This window comes from Hyphomicrobium sp. MC8b (genome assembly GCF_905067615.1).
Taxonomy (GTDB): Bacteria; Pseudomonadota; Alphaproteobacteria; order Rhizobiales; family Hyphomicrobiaceae; genus Hyphomicrobium_B.
Window position 1 is genome coordinate 2,415,113 of sequence record NZ_LR898465.1, and the last position, 21,673, is coordinate 2,436,785.

General features: G+C 61.1%; 20 protein-coding genes. 9 read left to right on the forward strand and 11 right to left on the reverse strand.

The features are described from left to right. Window positions 1-123 precede the first annotated feature (123 nt). The 6 genes from ACLB1Z_RS11620 (at window position 124) to ACLB1Z_RS11645 (ending at window position 4,555) form a co-directional block, all read left to right on the forward strand. Complete coding sequence (locus tag ACLB1Z_RS11620) at window positions 124-618, forward strand: thiosulfate oxidation carrier protein SoxY (RefSeq protein WP_409559998.1); 495 nt, start codon at window positions 124-126, stop codon at window positions 616-618. 11 nt (window positions 619-629) lie between these two features. Further along, the gene (gene soxZ, locus ACLB1Z_RS11625) at window positions 630-956 is read left to right on the forward strand and encodes a thiosulfate oxidation carrier complex protein SoxZ (RefSeq protein ID WP_409559999.1); all 327 of its coding nucleotides are present in this window, start codon (window positions 630-632) and stop codon (window positions 954-956) included. 350 nt (window positions 957-1,306) lie between these two features. After that, window positions 1,307-2,422, forward strand: coding sequence for a WD40/YVTN/BNR-like repeat-containing protein (locus tag ACLB1Z_RS11630; protein ID WP_409560000.1), 1,116 nt, complete (start codon window positions 1,307-1,309; stop codon window positions 2,420-2,422). Further along, window positions 2,419-2,715 (forward strand): MoaD/ThiS family protein, encoded by a 297-nt coding sequence (locus ACLB1Z_RS11635; RefSeq protein ID WP_409560001.1) that lies wholly within the window; start codon window positions 2,419-2,421, stop codon window positions 2,713-2,715. Before ACLB1Z_RS11630 ends, ACLB1Z_RS11635 begins: the two co-directional genes overlap by 4 nt. Window positions 2,716-2,866: 151 nt before the next feature. After that, complete coding sequence (locus tag ACLB1Z_RS11640; protein ID WP_409560002.1) at window positions 2,867-3,106, forward strand: hypothetical protein; 240 nt, start codon at window positions 2,867-2,869, stop codon at window positions 3,104-3,106. A 165-nt stretch (window positions 3,107-3,271) separates the two neighbouring features. Beyond that, a complete protein-coding gene (locus ACLB1Z_RS11645) occupies window positions 3,272-4,555 on the forward strand; it encodes a cystathionine gamma-synthase family protein (RefSeq protein ID WP_409560003.1) in 1,284 nt (427 codons plus the stop codon). Between the two features lie 25 nt (window positions 4,556-4,580). Here ACLB1Z_RS11645 and cimA read toward each other — a convergent pair whose 3' ends face one another. Next, window positions 4,581-6,212 carry a citramalate synthase gene (gene cimA, locus ACLB1Z_RS11650; protein ID WP_409560004.1) on the reverse strand — a complete coding sequence of 544 codons (1,632 nt, stop codon included), beginning with the start codon at window positions 6,210-6,212 and terminating at the stop codon, window positions 4,581-4,583. Then, window positions 6,209-6,718: a GNAT family N-acetyltransferase gene (locus ACLB1Z_RS11655; protein WP_409560005.1), complete on the reverse strand. Its 510-nt coding sequence runs from the start codon at window positions 6,716-6,718 to the stop codon at window positions 6,209-6,211. The genes cimA and ACLB1Z_RS11655 overlap by 4 nt, the downstream gene beginning before the upstream one ends. Window positions 6,719-7,017: 299 nt before the next feature. Between ACLB1Z_RS11655 and ACLB1Z_RS11660 the strand changes: the two genes are divergently transcribed. Further along, window positions 7,018-7,455, forward strand: coding sequence for a nuclear transport factor 2 family protein (locus ACLB1Z_RS11660; RefSeq protein ID WP_409560006.1), 438 nt, complete (start codon window positions 7,018-7,020; stop codon window positions 7,453-7,455). Window positions 7,456-7,494: 39 nt separating this feature from the next. On the opposite strand, the gene ACLB1Z_RS11665 is transcribed toward ACLB1Z_RS11660, so the two are convergent. Then, on the reverse strand, window positions 7,495-8,331 hold the full coding sequence (locus ACLB1Z_RS11665; protein WP_409560007.1) for a helix-turn-helix transcriptional regulator: 837 nt from the start codon (window positions 8,329-8,331) through the stop codon (window positions 7,495-7,497). Between the two features lie 90 nt (window positions 8,332-8,421). On the opposite strand from ACLB1Z_RS11665, the gene ACLB1Z_RS11670 reads away from it, so the two are divergent. After that, window positions 8,422-9,312 carry an SDR family oxidoreductase gene (locus tag ACLB1Z_RS11670; RefSeq protein WP_409560008.1) on the forward strand — a complete coding sequence of 297 codons (891 nt, stop codon included), beginning with the start codon at window positions 8,422-8,424 and terminating at the stop codon, window positions 9,310-9,312. Between the two features lie 140 nt (window positions 9,313-9,452). Here the strand turns inward: ACLB1Z_RS11670 and ACLB1Z_RS11675 are convergent, their stop codons facing one another. Next, on the reverse strand, window positions 9,453-10,610 hold the full coding sequence (locus tag ACLB1Z_RS11675; protein ID WP_409560009.1) for a hypothetical protein: 1,158 nt from the start codon (window positions 10,608-10,610) through the stop codon (window positions 9,453-9,455). Window positions 10,611-10,778: 168 nt separating this feature from the next. Further along, window positions 10,779-12,188: a cysteine--tRNA ligase gene (gene cysS, locus ACLB1Z_RS11680; RefSeq protein WP_409563265.1), complete on the reverse strand. Its 1,410-nt coding sequence runs from the start codon at window positions 12,186-12,188 to the stop codon at window positions 10,779-10,781. A gap of 258 nt (window positions 12,189-12,446) precedes the next feature. On the opposite strand from cysS, the gene ACLB1Z_RS11685 reads away from it, so the two are divergent. Continuing rightward, window positions 12,447-13,733, forward strand: a complete 1,287-nt coding sequence (locus tag ACLB1Z_RS11685; protein WP_409560010.1) for a DUF2865 domain-containing protein — start codon at window positions 12,447-12,449, stop codon at window positions 13,731-13,733. Between the two features lie 66 nt (window positions 13,734-13,799). On the opposite strand, the gene gltX is transcribed toward ACLB1Z_RS11685, so the two are convergent. The 6 genes from gltX to ACLB1Z_RS11715 all read right to left on the reverse strand — a co-directional run bounded on the left by gltX (window position 13,800) and on the right by ACLB1Z_RS11715 (window position 21,672). Continuing rightward, on the reverse strand, window positions 13,800-15,170 hold the full coding sequence (gltX, locus tag ACLB1Z_RS11690) for a glutamate--tRNA ligase (protein ID WP_409560011.1): 1,371 nt from the start codon (window positions 15,168-15,170) through the stop codon (window positions 13,800-13,802). A 213-nt stretch (window positions 15,171-15,383) separates the two neighbouring features. Continuing rightward, the gene (locus ACLB1Z_RS11695) at window positions 15,384-17,108 is read right to left on the reverse strand and encodes an NAD+ synthase (RefSeq protein WP_409560012.1); all 1,725 of its coding nucleotides are present in this window, start codon (window positions 17,106-17,108) and stop codon (window positions 15,384-15,386) included. Between the two features lie 312 nt (window positions 17,109-17,420). Then, complete coding sequence (locus ACLB1Z_RS11700; protein WP_409560013.1) at window positions 17,421-18,824, reverse strand: class II 3-deoxy-7-phosphoheptulonate synthase; 1,404 nt, start codon at window positions 18,822-18,824, stop codon at window positions 17,421-17,423. A gap of 137 nt (window positions 18,825-18,961) precedes the next feature. After that, a complete protein-coding gene (locus ACLB1Z_RS11705) occupies window positions 18,962-19,717 on the reverse strand; it encodes an SDR family NAD(P)-dependent oxidoreductase (protein ID WP_409560014.1) in 756 nt (251 codons plus the stop codon). Window positions 19,718-19,774: 57 nt separating this feature from the next. Next, window positions 19,775-21,157, reverse strand: a complete 1,383-nt coding sequence (gene gor, locus ACLB1Z_RS11710) for a glutathione-disulfide reductase (protein ID WP_409560015.1) — start codon at window positions 21,155-21,157, stop codon at window positions 19,775-19,777. 17 nt (window positions 21,158-21,174) lie between these two features. After that, window positions 21,175-21,672, reverse strand: a complete 498-nt coding sequence (locus ACLB1Z_RS11715; RefSeq protein ID WP_409560016.1) for a DUF2059 domain-containing protein — start codon at window positions 21,670-21,672, stop codon at window positions 21,175-21,177. Between the last annotated feature and the right edge of the window lies 1 nt (window position 21,673).

Genomic DNA, 21,673 nt, shown 5'->3' on the forward strand with positions numbered 1-21,673 from the left:
TTTTGACCGAGATTTGCCACGGGCAGCGGGGCATGTCAGGAAAATAAATCGTAAGGTTGGGCGTCCGGCGAACCCCATTCCTATATATCGAACAGCAATCAAGGCGATTTGAGGCAGGCTGGCTTGCGTGACCGGATCGACATTGCCGTCTTAAGCCGCCGGACGTTCGTCATCGCCGGAGCGGTGGCAGCTGGTCTGGCGCCGTTCATCGCGCGCGCCAACGAGGACGCCGGCGCATCCGACGCATTCGTGCCGAGCCAGGACTTCAAGGACGATTTCGCGCGCATCGTCGGCAGCGCCAAGCCGATCGAGGGCAAGATCAGCGTCGATCTTCCCGAGACGGCGGACAACGGCAATTTCGTGCCGATTACCATTGCCGTTGATAGCCCGATGACGGAGGCAGACCACGTCAAAGCCATTCATATTCTTTCGACCGCGAACCCGCATGCGCATGTCGCCACGTTCCATCTGTCGCCGGTGAATGCCGTCGCGCGTGTGCAGAGCCGCATGCGGCTAGCGAAGACGCAGGACGTGATCGTGCTGGCTGAGCTTTCCGGCGGCGACATGCTGGTGTCGACGACCCGCGTAAAAGTGCTTATCGGCGGCTGCGGGATTTAGGGAGCGATCGGATGGCTGCCACAGGTCTCCGCATCAAGCTGCCCGATACGATCAAGGCGGGTGACGTCATCGAGGTGAAGACGCTCATTCGCCATGTCATGGAAACGGGCAACCGCCACGACAAAAACGGCAAATCAATCCCGCGCGATATCATCAACACGTTCATTGCGAAATTCGACGGCCAACAGGTTTTCCGCGCCGAGTTCGGGCCGGGCATTTCGGCGAACCCTTATCTCGCATTTCAGTTGCGCATTTCAGGCCCCGGCACGATCGAGATCGCCTGGATCGACGATGACGGCGTGACTGTTGCTGCGACAGCCCCGGTGATGATTTCTTGATTGGTGCCGGGCGACTCCCTTCCGGGGAGCCGGCCGCCGGGCAAGAACTCTTTCGTCATGCCGACGAAGGTCGGCATCCAGTCAAGCCTCCCCATCCGGCATGCTGCGGTTTGTCTGGATCCCGGCCTTCGCCGGGATGACGGTGTTTTTTTACTCACCCGTCATCTGATGAAACACCTTGTGTGTTCGGGCGTGTTTAGAAGGCGAAATAACGAAAGTCGTTCAATTTTTTTTGCGATGCCCTGTCGGAATGGACGGTAGCCGTTCGTCTTAAAGTGGACTGCGACCGAAAAAAGGCCTTCAGTCGGGGCCACAAAGCGGATCGCCGGACAACGAGAACGGGAGGCGACATGACAGGCGTTCGATTGCTGGTTGGCACGCGGAAAGGGGCATTCGTTCTGACGGCAGATGGCGCGCGCAAAAATTGGGACGTCAGCGGGCCACATTTCGCGGGCTGGGAAATCTACCATCTCAAAGGCTCGCCTGCCGATCCGAACCGCATCTATGCATCGCAATCGAGCGGCTGGTTCGGACAGCAAATCCAGCGCTCCGACGACGGCGGCAAGACGTGGGAAGCCGTCAATAATTCGTTCGCCTACGACGGCGTTCCCGGCACGCACCAATGGTATGACGGGACACCGCATCCGTGGGAGTTCAAGCGGGTCTGGCACATCGAGCCGTCACTCGCAGATCCCGATACGGTCTATGCGGGCGTGGAAGATGCGGCGCTGTTTCAGTCGAAGGACGGCGGCAAATCGTGGGCGGAGCTTTCCGGCCTGCGCGGCCACGGCTCGGGTCCGCATTGGCAGCCCGGTGCGGGCGGCATGTGCCTGCATACCATTCTGCTCGACCCGAAAGATCCGCAGCGCATGTTCATCGCCATCTCGGCGGCCGGCGCGTTTCGAACAGACGACGGCGGCGCAACGTGGCGGCCGATCAATCGAGGCTTGAAATCGGAATTCATGCCCGATCCGACAGCGGAAGTCGGGCATTGCGTCCATCGCCTGGCAATGCATCCGACGCGGCCCGAGGTGCTTTACATGCAGAAGCATTGGGACGTGATGCGCTCGGATGATGCGGGCAATTCGTGGCGCGAGGTCAGTGGCAATCTGCCAACCGATTTCGGTTTCGTCATCGACGTGCACGCGCACGAACCCGAGACGATCTACGTGGTCCCCATCAAGAGCGACGCTGAGCATTTTCCAATAGATGGCCAGCTCCAGGTGTGGAGGAGCAGAACGGGCGGCAACGATTGGGAAGCGCTGACCAACGGCCTGCCGCAGTCCAACTGCTATGTGAACGTTCTTCGCGATGCGATGTGCGTCGATACGCTGGACTCGTGCGGCGTGTATTTCGGAACGACTGGCGGACAAGTTTACGGTTCGGCCGACGCCGGCGATACGTGGAGCACGATCGTTCGCGATCTGCCGGCTGTGCTTTCCGTCGAGGTGCAAACGCTGACATGATCCGCGTCGTCCTGCCGTCGCATCTGAAGAAGCACGCCAGCATCAACGGCGAGGTGGTCGTTGAAGTTGATGCGCCGGTTACGCAGCGGGCGCTGCTTGATGCGCTGGAGAAAACGTATCCGGTGCTGCGGGGTACGATCCGCGATCAGGGCACGCAAAAACGGCGGCCGTTCCTGCGCTTCTTCGCGTGCCAGCGGGATCTTTCGCACGATGCTCCGGATGCGCCGCTGCCAGACGACGTCGTTCGCGGCACGCAGCCGTTCCTCATCGTCGGCGCGATTGCTGGGGGATAAGCTTTTTGTCGGTGCGCCGCCTCCCGCCGGGAGCTGGCCGCCGGGCACGGCCGAGTTGCTTCGTTCTTAGCTGACAACCGTCGCCGCGTCGCGACCTCGACACATTCGCGCGGCATGGCGGGGGCGTTCGCAGATGAATTAGGATTCCCCCATGCGCAGAGCACTCCGTATCGTCATTATCACTATCGTGGCGTTCGTTATTTTCTTCGGTCAGCGCTGGTATAGTTACGTGACGAACAAGACGAGCCCGTATGATGAGACGGGCATTCAGATCAACAGCGCGCTCCCCACACCGGTCCGCAAATGGGGTTGCGATAAGCTGCACGCGAACTTTCCCAACGCCCTACCACCCGCGGGATGCCAGGCGGAAGACGGCAAGAGCTGGATGTAGGCTTGCCGCGCGCGCTTTACGCAGACCGGCAATTCCAAAACATCGCGCCTCGTTTGACTCCTCCCCGCTCAAAGACAAACATACTGTCTTTCCGTTGAATCGCGTCTCGGATTGCGAATCTTAAGCGCCTTGCGATCCCGGCCGCCAACCCGAGGCCGCACGGTCATGGCTCCTCCGCGCCCGTCTAAAACCCATATCGGCAAGCACAAACTTCACCCCGAAACCTTGATGCTTGGGTATGGCTACGATCCGCTTCTGTCGGAAGGCGCGGTCAAGCCGCCGGTGTTCCTGACCTCGACGTTCGTGTTCAAATCGGCGGAAGAAGGCCGCGATTTCTTTCATTACGTTGCGGGCCGAAAGCAGCCGCCAAAAGGGACGTCGGCGGGCCTCGTCTATTCGCGCTTCAACCATCCCAACAGCGAGATTGTGGAGGAACGTCTCGCGGTCTACGAGGAAGCGGACGCGTGCATCTTGTTCTCGTCGGGCATGTCCGCCATCTCGACGACGGTGCTGGCCTTTGCGCGGCCTGGCGACGTCATCGTCCACTCGCAGCCGCTCTATGGCGGCACAGAAACGCTTCTGTCGCGGACGCTTGAACCTTTAGGCATTCGTGCGGTCGGCTTTGCCAATGGCGTGGATGAAGCAAGCGTGCGCGCGGCCGTTGCACTTGCGCAAACGAAGGGGCGCATTGCGCTCTTCCTGATCGAAACGCCGTCAAACCCGCTGAATACGCTGGTCGATATCGCGCTCGTCAAGCGCATTGCGGAGGAAACGTCAAAGCAGCAAGGGCATCGCGCCATTCTCATTTGCGACAACACGCTCCTAGGACCACTATTTCAAAAACCCTTGGCGCTCGGAGCGGACTTGTCGATCTACTCTCTGACGAAGTACGTCGGTGGCCATTCCGATCTCATTGCCGGCGCCGTTCTTGGCGGCACGGAACTGACCCGCCCCGTAAAACTTTTGCGCGGCGCGATCGGAACGCAACTCGATCCGCATTCCTGCTGGATGCTTGGCCGTTCGCTCGAAACGCTGGAACTTCGCATGGAGCGTGCCAACAGAAATGCGACGGCCGTCGCTAAGTTTCTACGCGATCATCCGGCGGTTACCAAAGTCCACTATCTGGCTTTCCTCGAACCCCGAACGAAGCAGCATCGCGTCTTCAAAACACAATGCAAAGCCGCAGGCTCGACATTCTCATTCGACATTGCCGGCGGCGAGCGCCAAGCCTTTCAGTTTTTGAACCGGCTGGAAATTTTCAAGCTCGCGGTTAGCTTGGGTGGCACGGAATCGCTGGCATGCCATCCCGCTTCGACGACGCACTCCGGCGTCCCGGCCGACGTTCGCGCAGCCATCGGCGTCTCTGAAGGAACGATCCGGCTTTCAATCGGGATTGAGCATCCTGACGACCTAGTTGCCGATCTCACGCAAGCGCTTTCGGCAGTCTAGGTGACAGCGCTTGCAGTGAAGGCGGTCATCCTGCAACGGCGTTGTCGCGCAGGAGCTTGTAGTTGATGCTATCGAGCAGTGCTTCGAAGCTGGCGTCGATGATGTTGGGCGAGACGCCGACGGTGGTCCAGCGCTCACCGGTTTCCATGTCGAGGCTTTCGACGAGAACGCGCGTGACGGACGCGGTACCGCCATCGCGCGTCTGCGTGAGGATGCGAACCTTGTAATCGACAAGCTCGACATTCTCGATGTGCTTCTGATAGCGACCGAGGTCGTTGCGCAACGCCTTATCGAGCGCGTTCACCGGACCATTCCCCTCGCCGACCGACACCAGCGCCGCGTCGTCACCCGCAATCGAAACGGTGACCACAGCCTGTGAAACGGTGCCGTTGCCGTTGCGGGCTCTGGAGCGCTCTTCCTTGCGCTCGACCGTTACGCGGAAGTTGTCGACCGAGAAATAGCGAGGCACGGTCGCGAGCGCGCGCCGGGCCAGAAGCTCGAACGAGGCTTCGGCGGCCTCATAGGAATAGCCCTGATCCTCGCGCGCCTTCACCTCGTCCAGCAGCGCCTGCACGCGCGTGTCGTCCTTATCGGAGGGCAGGCCGAGGCGTTCGAGCGCCGACGTCAGCGACGAGCGCCCGCCTTGCTTCGAGACGAGGATGCGCCGTTCGTTGCCGACGCTCTCGGGCGGAACGTGCTCATAAGTCTCTGGCGCTTTCAGAAGCGCCGACGCGTGAATGCCGGCCTTGGTCGCGAAGGCGCTTTCGCCGACATACGGCGCGTGGCGGTTCGGCGCTTCGTTCAAAAGCTCGTCGAGAACGCGGCTCGCATGCGTCAGCGTGCGCAGCTTCTCCGGCGTGACGCCGGTTTCGAAGTATTCCGCGAACTCGCTTTTCAAGAGCAGCGTCGGAATGATGGACGTCAAGTTGGCATTGCCGCAGCGCTCGCCGAGGCCGTTCAACGTGCCCTGGATCTGACGGCAGCCTGCGCGGACCGCCATCAGCGTGTTGGCGACGGCATTTTCCGTATCGTTATGCGTGTGGATGCCGAGATGCGAACCCGGCACGTGCTTGGCGACATCGGCGACGATGCGCTCGACCTCATGCGGGAGCGTGCCGCCGTTGGTATCGCACAGCACCACCCAGCGCGCACCGGCATCGTAGGCGGTTTTGGCGACGGAGATGGCGTAGTCGCGGTTTGACTTGTAGCCGTCGAAGAAATGCTCGCAGTCGATCATGGCTTCGCGCTGCGTCTCGACGACGGCGCGCACCGATTGATCAACGGCTTCGAGATTTTCGTCGTTCGTGATGCCGAGCGCGACGCGAACCTGATAGTCCGACGATTTGGCGACGAGGCAGATGCTGTCGGCTGCCGACTGCAAGACTGCCTGGAAGCCAGGATCGTTCGAGACCGACCGCCCTGCCCGCTTCGTCATGCCGAACGCGGTGAAGCGCGCCGAATTAAAATTCGGACGTGACGCGAACAGGTCCGTATCGGTCGTGTTGGCGCCTGGATAGCCGCCTTCGATATAATCGATGCCGAGGTCGTCGAGCACGCGCATCAGCCGGCGCTTGTCTTCGAGCGAGAAGTCGACGCCCGTCGTCTGCGCGCCGTCACGCAGCGTCGTATCGAAAAGATAAAGGCGTTCCTTGCTCATGACGGTTCGGTCGTTTTCTTCGGTTGGCTCTCGGCGAGCCGCTTTATCATGGTCGTGTTGGAAAGCCACTGGTCGTCGCGCGGAACAGAATTGCGCTGCGTCGCGACGTAGCCTCGGTTTTCAAAGAACGGCACGGCCGTGTCGCTTGCGTCGACCGTGACAGCCTCGGCGCCCCTGGCGCCTGCGATCTTCTCCAGCGCATCGGCCAGCGCGGTGCCAACCCCCTCGCCTGCGTAGTCGGGATGCACGTAGAGCATGTCGATGGTTTTATTGTCCTTAAGGGACCCGAAACCCAGATATTCACCGTCGAGTTGGACGACAAGTGTCAAGGCCGCCGCCAAGCGGGCGCGGAATTCGGCGGCATCTTCGGCGCTGGCGGCCCAAGCGAGCCTCTGATCTTCGTCATAGTCATCGACCGTCAGCTCGTCGATGGACTGGGCGAAAAGATCGCGCAGTGCCATCGCATCGGCGGGCAGGAAGGGGCGGAGCGGGTATTCGTTGGACATGGCTGCGTCTGAGGGTAAACGTCTGGGCTAAATAAACCGGCGCGGACCGGCGTTAACCGGCCTTCTCTGGTGTCGCCAGGGCTTATGGGATGCTGCGATGGGCCTAACCCCATGCGGGGGCCGATGCAAGCCCCCTGTTGACCTCCTTCCGTGCCATATTTTTCGCTCTTCCGCCGAGCCATTACCCTCGGAATAACCAAAAATCGCCGCCGTAATTCCTTTGACGTTGTCGAGTGCCTGTCCGAAACTGTCGGTACGGATTAACCGTGCACACAGCGGGCCTTTGAATAGACCGACGAATGTCGCTGAACTTCGCAACGGCAAAAGCCATCATTGATGAGGCGCACCGCGCCTGGAGCGTCGGCGATATCGAGGGTGTCCTCCGCACCTATGCCGATGATCTATGGTTTCAGCGCAATGCAGTCGACAGCACCTCTCCCCCTCTGGTCATCCAGGGCAAGGACGCCATGGGCGTTTTCCTAAGAGACATCAACGCGAAGGCCACCGGCATGGCGGTGGTTGAAGCTTTTCAATTTCACGCCGGTATAGGACGTTCGCGCGTCTCCTATTTCCTGAAAGATAGAGAAACGGGACAAAGTCATTCTGGCACATATCGTCAGATCGTGATGTTTCGCGGCATGCAGATCTCGCGGTTGGAGCAGTTTCATGACGCTGCCCGCCTCACGGCATTTTTCCGGCTGATTGACGGAGTGCCGCATCACGAAGGCCGCTCGTAGGCCTAGGTCGTCACCCGAAAAGCACACAGGCTTTAGGATTCAACCGCCGGCCGAACGGATCAAAGACTTTACCCGCTCGGCGTCTTCGGGCGTTGCGGGGTTGTATACGATCATTCCAAGATCAGGGCGGCAATCGACGGCAAATGCCGAATATTCGAAACTGACGGTGCCGAGAACCGGATGCCGGAGCTTCTTCATTCCGCCCCCGTAGTTGCGCACATCGTTGTCGCGCCATAGCCGTGCGAAATCCGGGCTCGACTGGCAAAGCTCATCGACCAGTGCACTCACGCGCGCAGTCGCGCCTATCCGCGCCACGTCCGCCCTGAAAACGCCCACGATGAACCGCGCGACGCTCTCCCAATCGTACTGCACCGAGCGAACTTGAGGATCGCTAAAGACGACGCGCAAGAGGTTGCGCTTCTCCGGCGGGAGCTTGCCATAGTCGGTCAGGACGGTTGCGAACGCGCGGTTCCAGGCGACGACATCCCACATCGCGTTCTTGATCATCGCGGGACTGATCTCGAAAGCGTCGACCACGCGCTGCAGACGCGGTGTGATGCTTTCATCTTCCTTGATATGCACCTCCGGCGGGCGACCGAGGCCCAGAATGAACAGATGCTCGCGCTCGGCGTCCGTCAGCATCAGCGCACGTGCGATACGGTCGAGCACGTCGGCAGATGGCGCACCGCCGCGCCCCTGCTCTAGCCACGTGTACCAAGTGGCGCTGACGTTGGCGCGCTGTGCCACCTCCTCGCGCCTGAGTCCTGGCGTGCGCCTGCGCACGAGCGGCAAGCCGAACGATGCGGGATCGAGCTTCGTCCGGCGATCTCGCAGGTAAGCGCCGAGCGCGCTTTCTTTGGTGTCCGATAAACTCATCGTATTAGTGATTATACCCGTATAAACTCACGTCTTTACCAGCATAGACGCTAGCACGAGATAGCCTCCGACGTAACTGAGGAGGATATCATGCGTGTTTTTATTACCGGCGCGACGGGCTTTATCGGCTCCGCTGTCGTCAATGAATTGCTTGGCGCCGGACACCAGGTGCTGGGCTTGGCACGCTCAGATGATGCGGCGGCGGCGCTGACTGCGGCGGGTGCCGACGTGCACCGTGGCGACCTGCAAGATCTCGATAGTCTTAAAGTCGGCGCTCGCGAGACCGATGGGACAATCCACTGCGCATTCATCCATGATTTCGCGAAATTCGCGGAGAACGGACAGATCGACAAGCGCGCCATCGAAGCGATGGGGGATGCACTCGAAGGCACGAATAAGCCTTTCATCGTCACATCGGGAACGGGGTTGATCGCTCCTGGCGTGGTCGTCACCGAAGACATGAGGCGTGAGGCCGGCCTTCACATACCGCGCGTCTCTGAACAGGCAGGACTGGCTTACGCGCCGCGCGGCGCACGGGCGATGGCGATACGCCTTCCCCAAGTGCATGGCGCCAAAGGAAAGGCCGGTTTGATTTCTTATCTCGTTGAAAGCGCGCGCCAGAAAGGCGTGGCTGCTTATGTCGGCGACGGGAGCCAACGGTGGTCAGCGGCGCACGTCTTGGATGTGGCCCGCGTCTATAAGCTCGCGTTGGAGAAAGGGACGGCGGACAGCATATATCACGCCGTCAGCGAGGAAGGCGTGCCTATGCTTAATGTCATGGAGATCGTCGCTCGCGCCGTAGGCGTGCCTCTGCTGTCGATCAAGAAAGAAGAAGCCGGCGAATATTTCGGCCCGCTCGCGATGTTCGCCGGTCTCGACATGCCGGCATCCAGTGCTCTGACGCAGCGGCGGCTTGGGTGGACGCCCAAAGAGATCGGGCTCATCGCCGACATTGGGCAGCCGGGGTATTTCGCGGGTTGAGGTGATTTGTCTTTGTCGTCGGGCGTGTCTTCCGTACGCCCGACGGCCGCTCAACGGGTCCCGTCCAGGGAGCCCATTCGCCCTTATATTCAGCGACTATCGCGCGCCGAATTCGGAGCGACCGTTCGGCTCACCTTCAATCAAGCGCCGCGGGCTTCGAACGGCGCTAACAGCCGTTGTTTCGTTACCTGGAGAGCCTGTTTCAACTTCCGCCGAGTGTTGCGAAGCCGTCTTTTCCGGTACGCCCGAGCCCCCCCGACTGCATGCGAGGTGCCATCCTCAGACGTTCTTTCTGCCATGCGCGTGATCGTAGCGACCAAAGCCTGGATGACCTCGGCCTCTTGCAGGGCCGTGACGCTATTTGGCTCGGGGTCGGCGGGATTGTCCTGCGGAAACCATTTGCGTGACAGCCGACCGTCGAAATATTGCCTGTTGAGTTCTTGCGTGACCTCGCTGAACCGCGCTTTGATCGCGTTGGATTCGTGCTTGCTCAGCAGGCGCCCGAGCGGCTCACCTTCGGGGATAAATTCCGTGACCAAAACTCGAATGCATTGCGCCCGCCGCCAACCGTCCGCGCACTCGCTGAACTTCGGCAGGGCTTCATTAAGGTGGCGAAGAACTTCAAGGCGTTGCAAATCGAGTGAGATATTCCGGTCGTCATCGAGCAGCGGATCTGTGATCTCCACGCCGAGTTGCTCGCAGAAATCCCGCCGAATATCGCCATCTGCCATTTGCGTCCTGTCATACTCTCGCACGATCAAGTTGCTTCTGCCGAAAGCTTCCGCCCATAAATCGAGTGTCTGCAAATGGTTGAAGAAACGAGCCTGAGGCAAAATCTGGTCGGCACTGAACCTGTGATGACTCCCGTTCCGAATGCTCTCGGACCACGACGCCAAAGCCAGCTCCGACGGCTCACGTGCGTAAAAAACAATCTTGATGTCGTCCGTCGGCAGCGCGTCGCGCAGCTTTTGAAGTTGCTGCAGCCGCGTGATGCGCGATGAGAAATGCTCGCACGACAGAATAAGATTGCCGTTCGCCGCGCGTGCGCTTTGCGCTAGATGCGCCAGCACCGACGGTAGCATGGGTTGGCGTTTGGCAGAGACGAACTCAACGTCGCCGTCGATGAGAGCGCCGGCAACGGGAAAATGCGCATCGTGCTCGAAGCAGATGTCATTCGACGCACAAGGGTAAAAGAAGCCCGCTTGCTTTAGAAGCGCGGCATTCCGTGTCAAAAAACGCTGCAGTGTCGTGGAACCGGTCTTCTCTCCACCGATATGCAAAATTGCGCGTTTGATCATGGGGCCCCCCCAACCATTCCAGGCTGAGGCAGCGTGGGAGCTATGTCAAACGGCCTATATCTGCCATCCACATTTGTTGGTCAGCCTATATCAAACGTGCATTATCCGCCTGAGGTTATTGACAGTCATTGATAGCCGGCGTCGATGATTCGATTCGGTTGCAGTCGCCTAGCGAGCAACTTCCCAGGTGGTTTCGATCTCGCCGGTGTCCTTGTTTTTCACGTCTTTCAGCGTGATGCCCATGCGAGCGAGTTCATCGCGGATACGGTCCGATTCCTTGAAGTCCTTGCGTTTGCGAGCTTCGAGGCGCGCTACGATTAGCGGCTCGATGGTCGCCGCAACAGCCTGAGCGCTTTCTGCCGCGCGTGCGTCGGCGGCCTTCAAAGAGGAGCCGTCGAAGCCCAAGAGTCCTAGCGCGGCGCCGAGCCCCTTCACATCTTTGGCGGCCGCAAGCCCGTGCAGTTCTGCAATGGCCTTCGGCGTGTTGAGATCGTCTTCGAGCGCTTCGAGAACGGCGGGCGGAATCACATTGCGATTGTTGGTATCGATGCCCTCGAGTGCAAACCAAGCAGTGAGAATTTTCTGGCTCTCTTCCAGGCCTTTCTTCGTCCAGTCGATCGGCTGGCGATAGTGCGTGCGCAGCATATTGAGCCGCAGCACTTCGCCCGGCCAACCGTCATTCAACAGCTCGCGGATGGTGATGAAGTTGCCGAGGCTTTTCGACATCTTCTCACCTTCGACCTGCAGAAAGCCGTTATGCATCCAGACGTTCGCCATTACCGGCGTGCCGTGGGCGCAGCGCGACTGCGCGATTTCGTTTTCGTGGTGAGGGAACGTCAAATCGATGCCGCCGCCATGAATGTCGAACACAGGGCCGAGCAACGCGCCGGACATCGCCGAGCACTCGATGTGCCAGCCGGGACGGCCCGGCGTCTTGATCCCTGCGGGTGACGGCCACGCCGGTTCGCCGGGCTTCGACGGCTTCCAAAGCACGAAGTCCATCGGCCCCTTTTTGTAAGGCGCGACTTCGACGCGGGCGCCGGCTTCCATCTCATCCAACGAGCGGTTCGACAGGCGGCCGTAGTCCGGCATCGAGGCAACATCGAACAGGACGTGATCTTCGGCGACGTAGGCATGGCCGTTCTTCACCAGCGTCTCGATGATCGAGACCATGTCCTCGCCGCCTTCGGGACGGCGGATGTATTCGGTCGCGCGCGGTTCGTACGTCGGCGGCAAAACGCCGAGTGCGTCAATATCCTTGTGAAACTGATCTTCCGTCGCCTGCGTGACTTTGCGGATCGCCTCATTCAGCGGCAAGTCGGGATAGTCGCGCGCAGCGCGGGCGTTGATCTTGTCGTCGACGTCGGTGATGTTGCGGACGTAGGTCACGTGGCCCGCCCCGAAAATATAGCGGAGCAGCCGGAACAGCAGGTCGAACACGATGACCGGGCGGGCATTGCCGATGTGGGCGTAGTCGTAGACCGTCGGGCCGCAGACGTACATACGGACATTATTCGGATCGATCGGCTCGAACGCGGCCTTCTGCCGGGTCAACGTGTTGTAAAGTTTCAGCGCCAAAGCCGGACCTCGTCCATCGTCATTCATGATTTCCGCAGTATGCCATAGCTGCACGGCGCGGGGATAAGTCTGCCGCCGGGCCTTATCCGCTCCTTTCCACATCCGTCAAGCTGCTGAAACCGCTTGTAAAACGTGGAATGTCTCAATTGCTCCCAATTGACCCGCTAGCAAATCGCTGCTTAGGGTCCGGAATGCGTGATTTTTGAGCGCCTTCGAGCGTTGCGCGCGCATACCGTCTAGGGGACGTTGGGAGCAGGCGTGAGCCAAGGAAGTCCAATCAACACGACCGTTCGCCGGCTGGCGCTTGCACTTGCCGCCGCGGCAATTGCCTTGCTTTTCGTCTCGGAAGTAGCCTCGGCCCAGAGCTGGTGGCCGTTCGGCGGCGGCGGCGGTGACGACCGGCAGGACGGCGGCGACCGTCCGCCCGTACCGCAGGAGCCTGTCTACCGGGAACCTGCGCCCGCCCCCATGCCTCCGCCGCAAGGGCAGCCTCCTGCCGCGTATCCGTCGGCTCCGCCGCAACCCGGCTATCCGGCCGCCCCGCCCCAGGCCGGCGTTCCCGTGCAGCCCAGCGCGCCGCCGCAATCGTCTGCATCGAGCTATCGCAACCCGATCTGTCTGCAGCTTGAGCAGCGGCTTGTGCAGGAGAACAAGAAAAACGGCCAGTCGCAGGCCGATCTGCCTCGCATCGAAGGCGAAATTCGCCAGCTCGAAACCACCGTCGACCAGACGCAAGCGCGGCTCGATCGTGGCTGCTACGAATACTTCCTGTTCACGAAGTCGCTGAAGAACATCCCGCAGTGTAAGGACCTTGCCCGGCAGGTCGACAATTCGAAGCGGCGGCTTTCCGATCTCGATGCGCAGCGGCAGGATATCCTCGGCTCGTCGGGCCGGTCGTATCAGGACGACATCATCCGCGAACTTGCGCGCAACAACTGCGGCGCAAATTACTCTGCGATGGCCCGGCGCGAAGACGGCAACACCGGCGGCATGTGGGAAGACGAAGAGTCCAGCGGTGGCAATACCTGGAACCCGCGCGCTGCAAACGGCGCGCAAACGTATCGCACGCTGTGCGTTCGCCTGTGCGACGGCTTCTATTTTCCGGTGAGTTTCTCGACGCTGCCCAGCCATTTCGATCATGACGCGGACGTCTGCTCGTCGCACTGCGCGGCGCCGTCGGAGTTGTTCTATTATCCCAATCCCGGCGGCACCGTTGAGCAAGCTGTCGCGATGAAGGATCAGGAACCCTACACGAAGCTCAAGTTCGCTTTCCGTTATCGCAAGGAATACGTCAACGGCTGCTCGTGCAAGGCGGCTGACTATACCCCCGCCGATGGTGACAAGAGGGTTGAAGGCGCCCTACAGACGCTTCAAGGACAGCACCGGGCTGATGCGGCTACGTCGCAACAGCCGATGACAACGGGGGCCGCCGCCGTTCAGAGCGAAACGCTCCCGGATGCGGGCGGACAACCGCAGGCGCAGCCGCAAACCGCTCCGTCCATCGGCGCCGGCGGCTGGCAAACCGAAGCCCAGCCGCAGCAGTAACTTTCGTCATCCTCGGCCGAGCACGGCGCAGCCGTGTCGAGAGCCGGGGATGATGATGGCAATCCGCTAAGCTCTCTTACCTTCCAGGCGGGCAAGAACGCGGTCGCGGCCCATCAGCGGCAGCAGGAATTTTAACTCGGGTCCGGCTTCACGTGCCGTCAGCGCGAGGCGCAGGGGGTGAAAGAGCGCTTTGCCCTTCGCGCCGGTTTGAGCTTTGATCGCGCCGGTCCATTCCGACCAAGTCGCTTCGCTCCACGGCTCAGGCGGCAGCAGCGACGCGCCCGCGACGGTCACTTTCGAATCTTCAATGACCGGATCGATGTCTCCCGCCACAACCGTCCACCAGTCCTGCGTATCAGCAAAAAGTTCGAGGTTGCCGCGCACGGCATTCCAGAAGTCTTCGCGGCCCTCGATGCCGAGCGCGCGCAAGCGATCCGCAACATCAGCGTAGTCGAGCATGTGCAGCAGCTTGCTGTTGAGCGTCTTCAGTTCGGCGACGTCGAAGCGTCCTGGCGCGGTCGAGATTTTTGCGAAGTCAAGTTTGGCGGCCAGCTCATCGCGCGACTTGAATGGCTCGATCGCATCAGAGGTGCCGACGAGCGCGGCGTGACAGAGCACCGCCATCGGCTCCAGCCCATCGTCGCGGAAGCTCTGCACGGACAGCGCGCCGAGACGTTTCGACAGCGCCTGTCCATCCGCGCCGACAAGCAGCGAGTGATGGCCGAACTCGGGCGGCGTTGCGCCCATAGCTTCGAAGATCGCCATCTGCACGCCAGTGTTCGTGACATGATCCTCACCGCGCACGATGTGCGTGATGCCGAAGGCAACATCATCTACGACGCTGGTAAATGTGTAGAGATAGGTGCCGTCCTCGCGGATCAGAACCGGATCGGACAGGGAGCCCAGATCGACGGTCTGATCGCCGCGGATCAAGTCGTTCCACGACACGAGCGTGGGCTGCGGCGCGAGACCGCGCTCCTCTTCCGTGTTCGGAAGTCGGAAGCGCCAATGCGGTTTGTCGCCACGACCGATGCGGGTTGCGATTTCGTCGTCGGACAACTTCAACGCGGCACGGTCGTAGATCGGCGGCTTGTGCATCGCGAGCTGGCGCTTGCGGCGGCGGTCCAATTCTTCTTCCGTTTCGAAGCATGGATAGAGCGCGCCACTGGCTTTCAGAGCTTCAGCTGCTTCGTCGTACAGGCCCGTGCGATCCTGCTGCCGCGCGAACTCGTCCCAGGTGAGACCGAGCCACTTCAGGTCATCGCAGATGGCGTCCGCGTATTCCTGTGTCGAGCGCACGGTGTCGGTATCGTCGAGCCGGAGCAGAAATGTACCGCCGTACTTTCTGGCGAGAAGCCAATTGAGCACCGCCGTCCGGATGTTGCCGATATGGATGCGGCCCGTGGGGCTCGGAGCAAAGCGGACGCGTGGTTTCATGAAAAGCTCGATTGATGATCGGATTTGCGCGCAACCTAGCGTGCGCACCGTCGAACGCAAGTTCTGTTCGTCGTCCTCGTAAGGCGGCGGCGAGGCGCTTGATTCTTGCCGTCATCCCGGCGCAGGCCGGGATCCAGACAATTTCGACATTGAGCATGCTGAAGATTGTCTGGGTGCCGACCTCCGTCGGCATGACGGAGCGATGGTTTGGCGTCAGGCGCCTTTGGCAACTATTGGAGGTTTTGGGACTGGAGACGCTTTCTGGTCCGCCTGCATCACATCCTCACGAAATTTGTTCGTGATCGGATAGCGGCGGTCGCGGCCGAAGTTGCGCGAGGAAATCTTGACGCCGGGCGCGGCTTGGCGGCGCTTGTACTCGGCTAGGTACAGCAGCCGCTCGATCTTCTTCACCGTCTCGACCGAATGGCCGCGCGCGACGACGTCCGCAAGCGGCATTTCCTTTTCGACGAGGCAATTCAGAATGTCGTCCAGCTCCGCATAGGGCGGCAGCGAATCCTGATCGGTCTGGTTGGCGCGAAGCTCCGCCGTCGGCGCTTTCGTCAAGATGCGCTCTGGGATGACGATGCCCGCCGGTCCTTTCGCTTCTTCCGGCACGTGTGCGTTGCGCCAGTGCGCCAACTCGTACACCTCCGTCTTGTAGAGGTCCTTGATCGGATTGAAGCCGCCGTTCATGTCGCCGTAGAGCGTCGCGTAGCCGACGGACATTTCGCTCTTGTTGCCGGTGGTCACGACCATCCCGCCAAACTTGTTCGACACCGCCATCAGGATCGTGCCGCGCACGCGGCTTTGCAGATTTTCTTCGGTGATGTCGGCGTTGGTCCCTGTGAAGAGATCCTTCAGGCTCCAGGTCAAGCCGGCGACGGTGGGCTCGATCGAAACTTTGTCGTAGCGAATGCCGAGCGCGTTGGCGCAGGCGGCGGCGTCTTCGAGACTATCGTCGGAGGTGTACTTCGACGGCAGCATCACGGCGTGAACGCGCTCCGGTCCAAGCGCATCGACGGCCATCGCCGCGACGAGCGCGGAGTCGATGCCGCCAGACAGACCGAGCACGACGCTCGGAAAGCCGTTCTTCTCGACATAATCTTTCAGACCCAGAACGCAGGCGTGGTAAGCGGCGGCTTTGCCTTCGGTGAGCTTCGCGACCTTATCCTTCCGGCAGACCCAGCCCGACGGCGTGCGGGTCCACTCCGTTACGGATACGTCTTCGCGCCAAGCCGGAAGCTGCACGGCGAGGCTGCGGTCGGCATTCAACACGAACGACGCGCCATCAAACACAAGCTCATCTTGGCCGCCGACCTGATTGAGATAGACGAGCGGCAGGTTGCTTTCGGTGACGCGCGCGACGGCGACATTCATGCGGGCGTCGGGCTTCGGCCAATCGAACGGCGAACCGTTCGGCGAAACGAGAATTTCTGCGCCCGTCTCGGTTAGCGTCTCGACGACTTCGGTGCTCCAGATGTCTTCGCAGATGGGCACACCGATGCGTACGCCGCGGACATTCAGCGGACCGGGTTGTGGTCCCGGTGCGAACACGCGCTTTTCGTCGAAGACGCCGTAGTTGGGCAGATCGACCTTCAGCGTCGTCGCCTGGATGCGGCCGCCGTCGAGCAGCGCGACGGCGTTATGCACCTTTTGGCCTTCCGTCCAGATCGTTCCAATCAGGATGGCGGGTCCATCGGCGCAGGCGGCTGCCAGCCATTCGAGCTTAGCTTTCGTCGCCTGCTGGAAGGCGGGTTTCAGAACGAGGTCTTCCGGTGGGTAGCCGTTGAGAAACAGCTCCGAGAAGACGACGACGTCCGCGCCAAGCTCCTTGGCGCGGGCGTGGGCGCGGGCGGCGCGTTCAGCGTTGCCTTGCAAATCCCCAACTACGGGGTCGAGCTGAGCGAGGGCGATCTTGAGCGAAGCGGGTGATGTCATGCCCGCTATTTAGGGCGCGGCGCGACCGAGGTCCAGAACCGCGAAGCCGCTGGCTTAATCGCCGTCGTCGCCACAGGGGACCGGGAACTCGACGTCGGGGTCCCAACACATGCCCCCGCCCTCTTGGACGACGCTGAGCGTCGCCGGGCGGCGCTCGATCGCGATGGCTGCGGCCGCGGACGTCCAAACCGCCAGCGCGGCGAAGATGTGCAATCCCATGTGAGCCAAACCCTCGACATGAAAACAGCGGCCCTGCCAAGCGGGGCCGCTGTTCAGCATACACACAAACGTCACGAACAAAAGGCCCCGCCGTTACGCGATCAGCGATTTCGGCTCCATGTGCGTGTCCGCGTTCCGCTCCTTCTTCAATTGCTCAGCAACGAGGAAAGCCAGCTCCAAGGCCTGGTCAGCATTGAGGCGCGGGTCGCAATGGGTGTGATAGCGGTCCGACAAATCCTGCTCGGAAATCGCCGTCGCGCCACCGGTGCATTCGGTCACGTTCTGGCCGGTCATCTCGACGTGGATGCCGCCCGCGTGCGTACCTTCCGCGCGATGGACCTCGAAGAACGACAGGCTCTCCTTCAGGATGCGGTCGAACGGCCGCGTCTTGTAGCCGGTGACAGCCGAGATCGTGTTGCCGTGCATCGGATCGCACGACCAGACGACCGAGCGGCCCGCCTTCTTCACGGCGCGGATCAGCTTAGGCAGGTGTGTTTCGACCTTGTCGTAGCCGAAGCGGCAAATCAACGTCAGGCGGCCCGGTTCGTCCTTCGGGTTCAGAAGGTCGATCAGGCGCAGCAGGCCGTCCGCATCCATCGACGGGCCGCATTTGAGGCCGATCGGGTTTTTGATGCCGCGACAGTATTCAACGTGGGCGTGATCGGGCTGGCGCGTGCGATCGCCGATCCAGATCATGTGGCCGCTCGTGGCGTACCAGTCGCCGCTGGTCGAATCCTTGCGCGTCAATGCCTCTTCGTAGCCTAGAAGCAGCGCCTCATGGCTGGTGTAGAAGCTCGTCGTCCGGAGCTGCGAGGTGTTGTCGGACGTGATCCCGCAGGCGCGCATGAACTGCAGCGTTTCGGCGATGCGATCCGCCAGCTCCTGATAACGGTGGCCCTGCGGGCTGTCCTTGACGAAGCCCATGTTCCACTGGTGCACGCGTTCGAGATCGGCATAACCGCCGGTCGCGAAGGCGCGGATCAGGTTCAGCGTCGCCGCCGACTGACGATAGGCTTCGAGCTGGCGCTGCGGATCGGGGATGCGCGCTTCGGCCGTGAACTCAGTGCCGTTGATGATGTCGCCGCGATAGCTCGGCAGCTCTTGGCCGTTCTTCTTCTCGGTCGGCGAGGAGCGCGGCTTGGCGAACTGCCCGGCGATGCGGCCGACTTTCGTCACGGGCTCACCGCCGGCGTACGTCAGCACGACGGCCATCTGCAGGAAGACGCGGAAGAAGTCGCGGATGTTGTCGGCGCGATGCTCAACGAAGCTCTCGGCGCAGTCGCCGCCCTGAAGCAGGAAACCACGGCCACCGGCAATCGCAGCAAGCTGCTTCTTCAGCTCACGGGCTTCACCGGCAAAAACGAGCGGCGGGAAGGACGCCAGACGGGCTTCCACGTCGGCGAGGGCCTGGGCGTCCGGGTATTCCGGAACCTGCATGATGGGTTTGCCGCGCCAGGTATCTGGCGACCATTTTTCGGCTTGGGCGTTGGACGCCATCGTCAACTCCTAAAAAGCAGCTATCGGGCCCCGCCCGGAGGCGGTGCCTTCCTCTGCTCTGTGGCATATTATCTCGGGGCGCTTATAGGTGATATCGCCGCCCCGCGCCAGCCCGTCCCGGGTGGCGTTTCTTGCGATTAAAGCCCGGCTCCCATGCCGCCATCGACGGCCAGTTCCGATCCCGTGCAATATAGGCTGTCGTCGGAGGCAAAAAAGACCGCCGCGCCCGTCATGTCCTCCGGGCGGCCGAGGCGGCCCATGGGGGTCTTGTCGATCAGGGCCTGCTTGACAGGCGGCAACTTCAGCAGGCGGTCGGTGATGGCGGTTTCGACGTAGCCAGGGGCGATTGCATTCACGCGGATGTTGAACGGCGCGTATTCGACCGCCAGCCCCTTCGTCAGCGCCGTGACGGCGCCCTTGGTGGCGGTATAGGCCGCAAGCGGACGCAGTCCTCGGCTCGCCATGATCGAGGAAATGTTGATGAGAGACGCCGACTTCGACTTTCGAAGCAGCGGCAGCGCATCACGCGAAATTCTGAGGATGGCGTCGAGGTTCACCTCGCGCAGCTTCGTCCAATCGGAATCGGACAGCTGGCGGACTTCGCCACGAACGAGGATGCCGGCATTGTTGACGACAACATCGACGTAGCCGTGGGCGCTCTCGATGTTGCGGAACAGCGCCGTGATGTCCTGGCCTTTCGAGACGTCGACGGCCATCGCCGTCGCGGCGCCGCCATTGCCCTTGATATCGCGAACGGTTTGCTCGGCGGTCTCGCCGTTGATGTCGGTCACCCAGACGTGCGCTCCTTCGGCAGCGAAGCGATGCGCGATCGCCGCGCCGATGCCGCCGCCGGAACCCGTTACCATTGCGATCTTTCCGCTGAGCCGCGCCATGTGAACCTCACGTCGTCGATTGGGGGGCCGAACCCATACGGCGGTGCACTCTCCCGATCAAGCCGCCGCTTCGCCAGGGGCCATCCATTTCTCGCGCAAAGTCACAAGTTCTTCTGCGGCCGATGGATGCAAGGCCATGGTTTGATCGAAATCGGATTTTTTTGCGCCCAGGCGCACGGCGATGGCGGCCGTCTGCACGATCTCGGCTGCGTCTGGTCCAAGAATATGCACGCCGACGACACGATCCGTCTCAGACTGTACGACGAGCTTCATGAGTGTGCGCTCATCGCGGCCGCCGAGGATCGCCTTCATCGTGCGGAAGCTGCCTTTGTAAATATGCACGTCGCCGTACTGGTTTTTCGCTTCCTGCTCGGTGAAACCGACGGTACCGATCTCAGGCGTTGTAAAGACCGCGGTGGGGATCGTCGTATAATCGACGAGCGTCGGCTTGTTGCCGAAGACGCTATCGGCGAAGGCCTGGCCTTCGCGAATGGCCACGGGCGTGAGATTTACGCGATTGGTGACGTCGCCGACGGCATATATAGATGGCACCGTCGTTTGCGAATGGTTGTCGACAATGATGGCGTTGGCAGCGTCCATCTCTACACCAATGGCTTCGAGGCCCAGTCCGCGTGCGTTCGGCGAACGGCCAATCGCGAACAGGATCTGGTCAGCTTCGAGCGTCTCGCCGCCCGTGATCGTGCCGACGAGCCCCGACGCCGTCTTCTCGATCTTGGTAAAAACCTTTTCGTTGATGATGCGGATGCCGCGCGCTTTCATCGTCTCGACGAGGCCGTCACGCAGATCGTCGTCGAACCCGCGCAGGATTTTCTCGCCGCGATAGATCAGCGTGACGTCAGAGCCGAGCCCATGAAAAATCGATGCGAACTCGGTCGCGATGTAGCCGCCGCCGGCGATGACGATGCGGCGCGGAAATTTCTTCAAGTTGAAGACTTCGTTCGAGGTGATGACGTGCTCGATGCCGGGAAGCTTGCGATCGACGTTGGGGTGGCCGCCCGTCGCGATCAATATTGTCTTCGCTGTGATCGTCCGGCCGGAGGCTGACAGGCGCACCTCGTTGGGCGACAGGCACATCGCACGTTCGGGAAAAACCTCTACCTTGTATTTGTCGAGCGTCGTGCGGTACGCGGCTTCGAGGCGCGAAATTTCCTTGTCCTTGGCGGCGATCAGCGACGGCCAGTCGAATGTCCTCTCAGGCAGCGTCCAGCCGAAGCCTGCCGCGTCCTTGAATTCGTCGCTAAAGCGGCTGGCATAGACGAGCAGCTTTTTTGGAACACACCCGCGGATCACGCAGGTGCCCCCGATGCGGAATTCCTCGGCAATCGCAACGCGTGCGCCGTGGCTCGACGCAATGCGGGCGGCTCTCACGCCGCCCGAACCTGCGCCAATGACGAAAAGGTCGTATTCGAAATCTGACATCGCTTGGCTATGCAGGCTTACTTCTGATCGGTGGGGATGGGCGGCGTCTGCCCGGCTTTGATTTCGTCGGCGATCTTGGCGCTGTATTTCATACCGATCTCCGCGCCCTTCTTCATCAGTTCAGGCGTCTTGGCGATAAACTTTGCACCCGGCCCCGAACGATAGAAGTCGGCGACCGTTTTCATCTCTTCAGCCGTAAACGTCTCGGCGTAGAGATTGGCAAAGTCGGTGATCATCTGGTCTTTATATTCGAGCAGCTTTTTCATGCTCGAGTCGAATTGCGCCGAGAGCTTTTTGCCGGCTTCGGAATTGTCGGCGTTGGCGCCTTTGGCGAAGCCGCGCGACATGGCTTCGACCATGCCGTCCATCTGTTTCGTGACGCCGGTGACTTCAAGCAGATCGCGGGCGGCGGCGACGCGGGCGGGATCGGGTGGCGTTGCGGGCGAGTCTTCAGCCAGCGCCGCGGTCGAACAACAGACGAGAAACAGTGCAATTATTCGCAGCCAGCGGCCCATT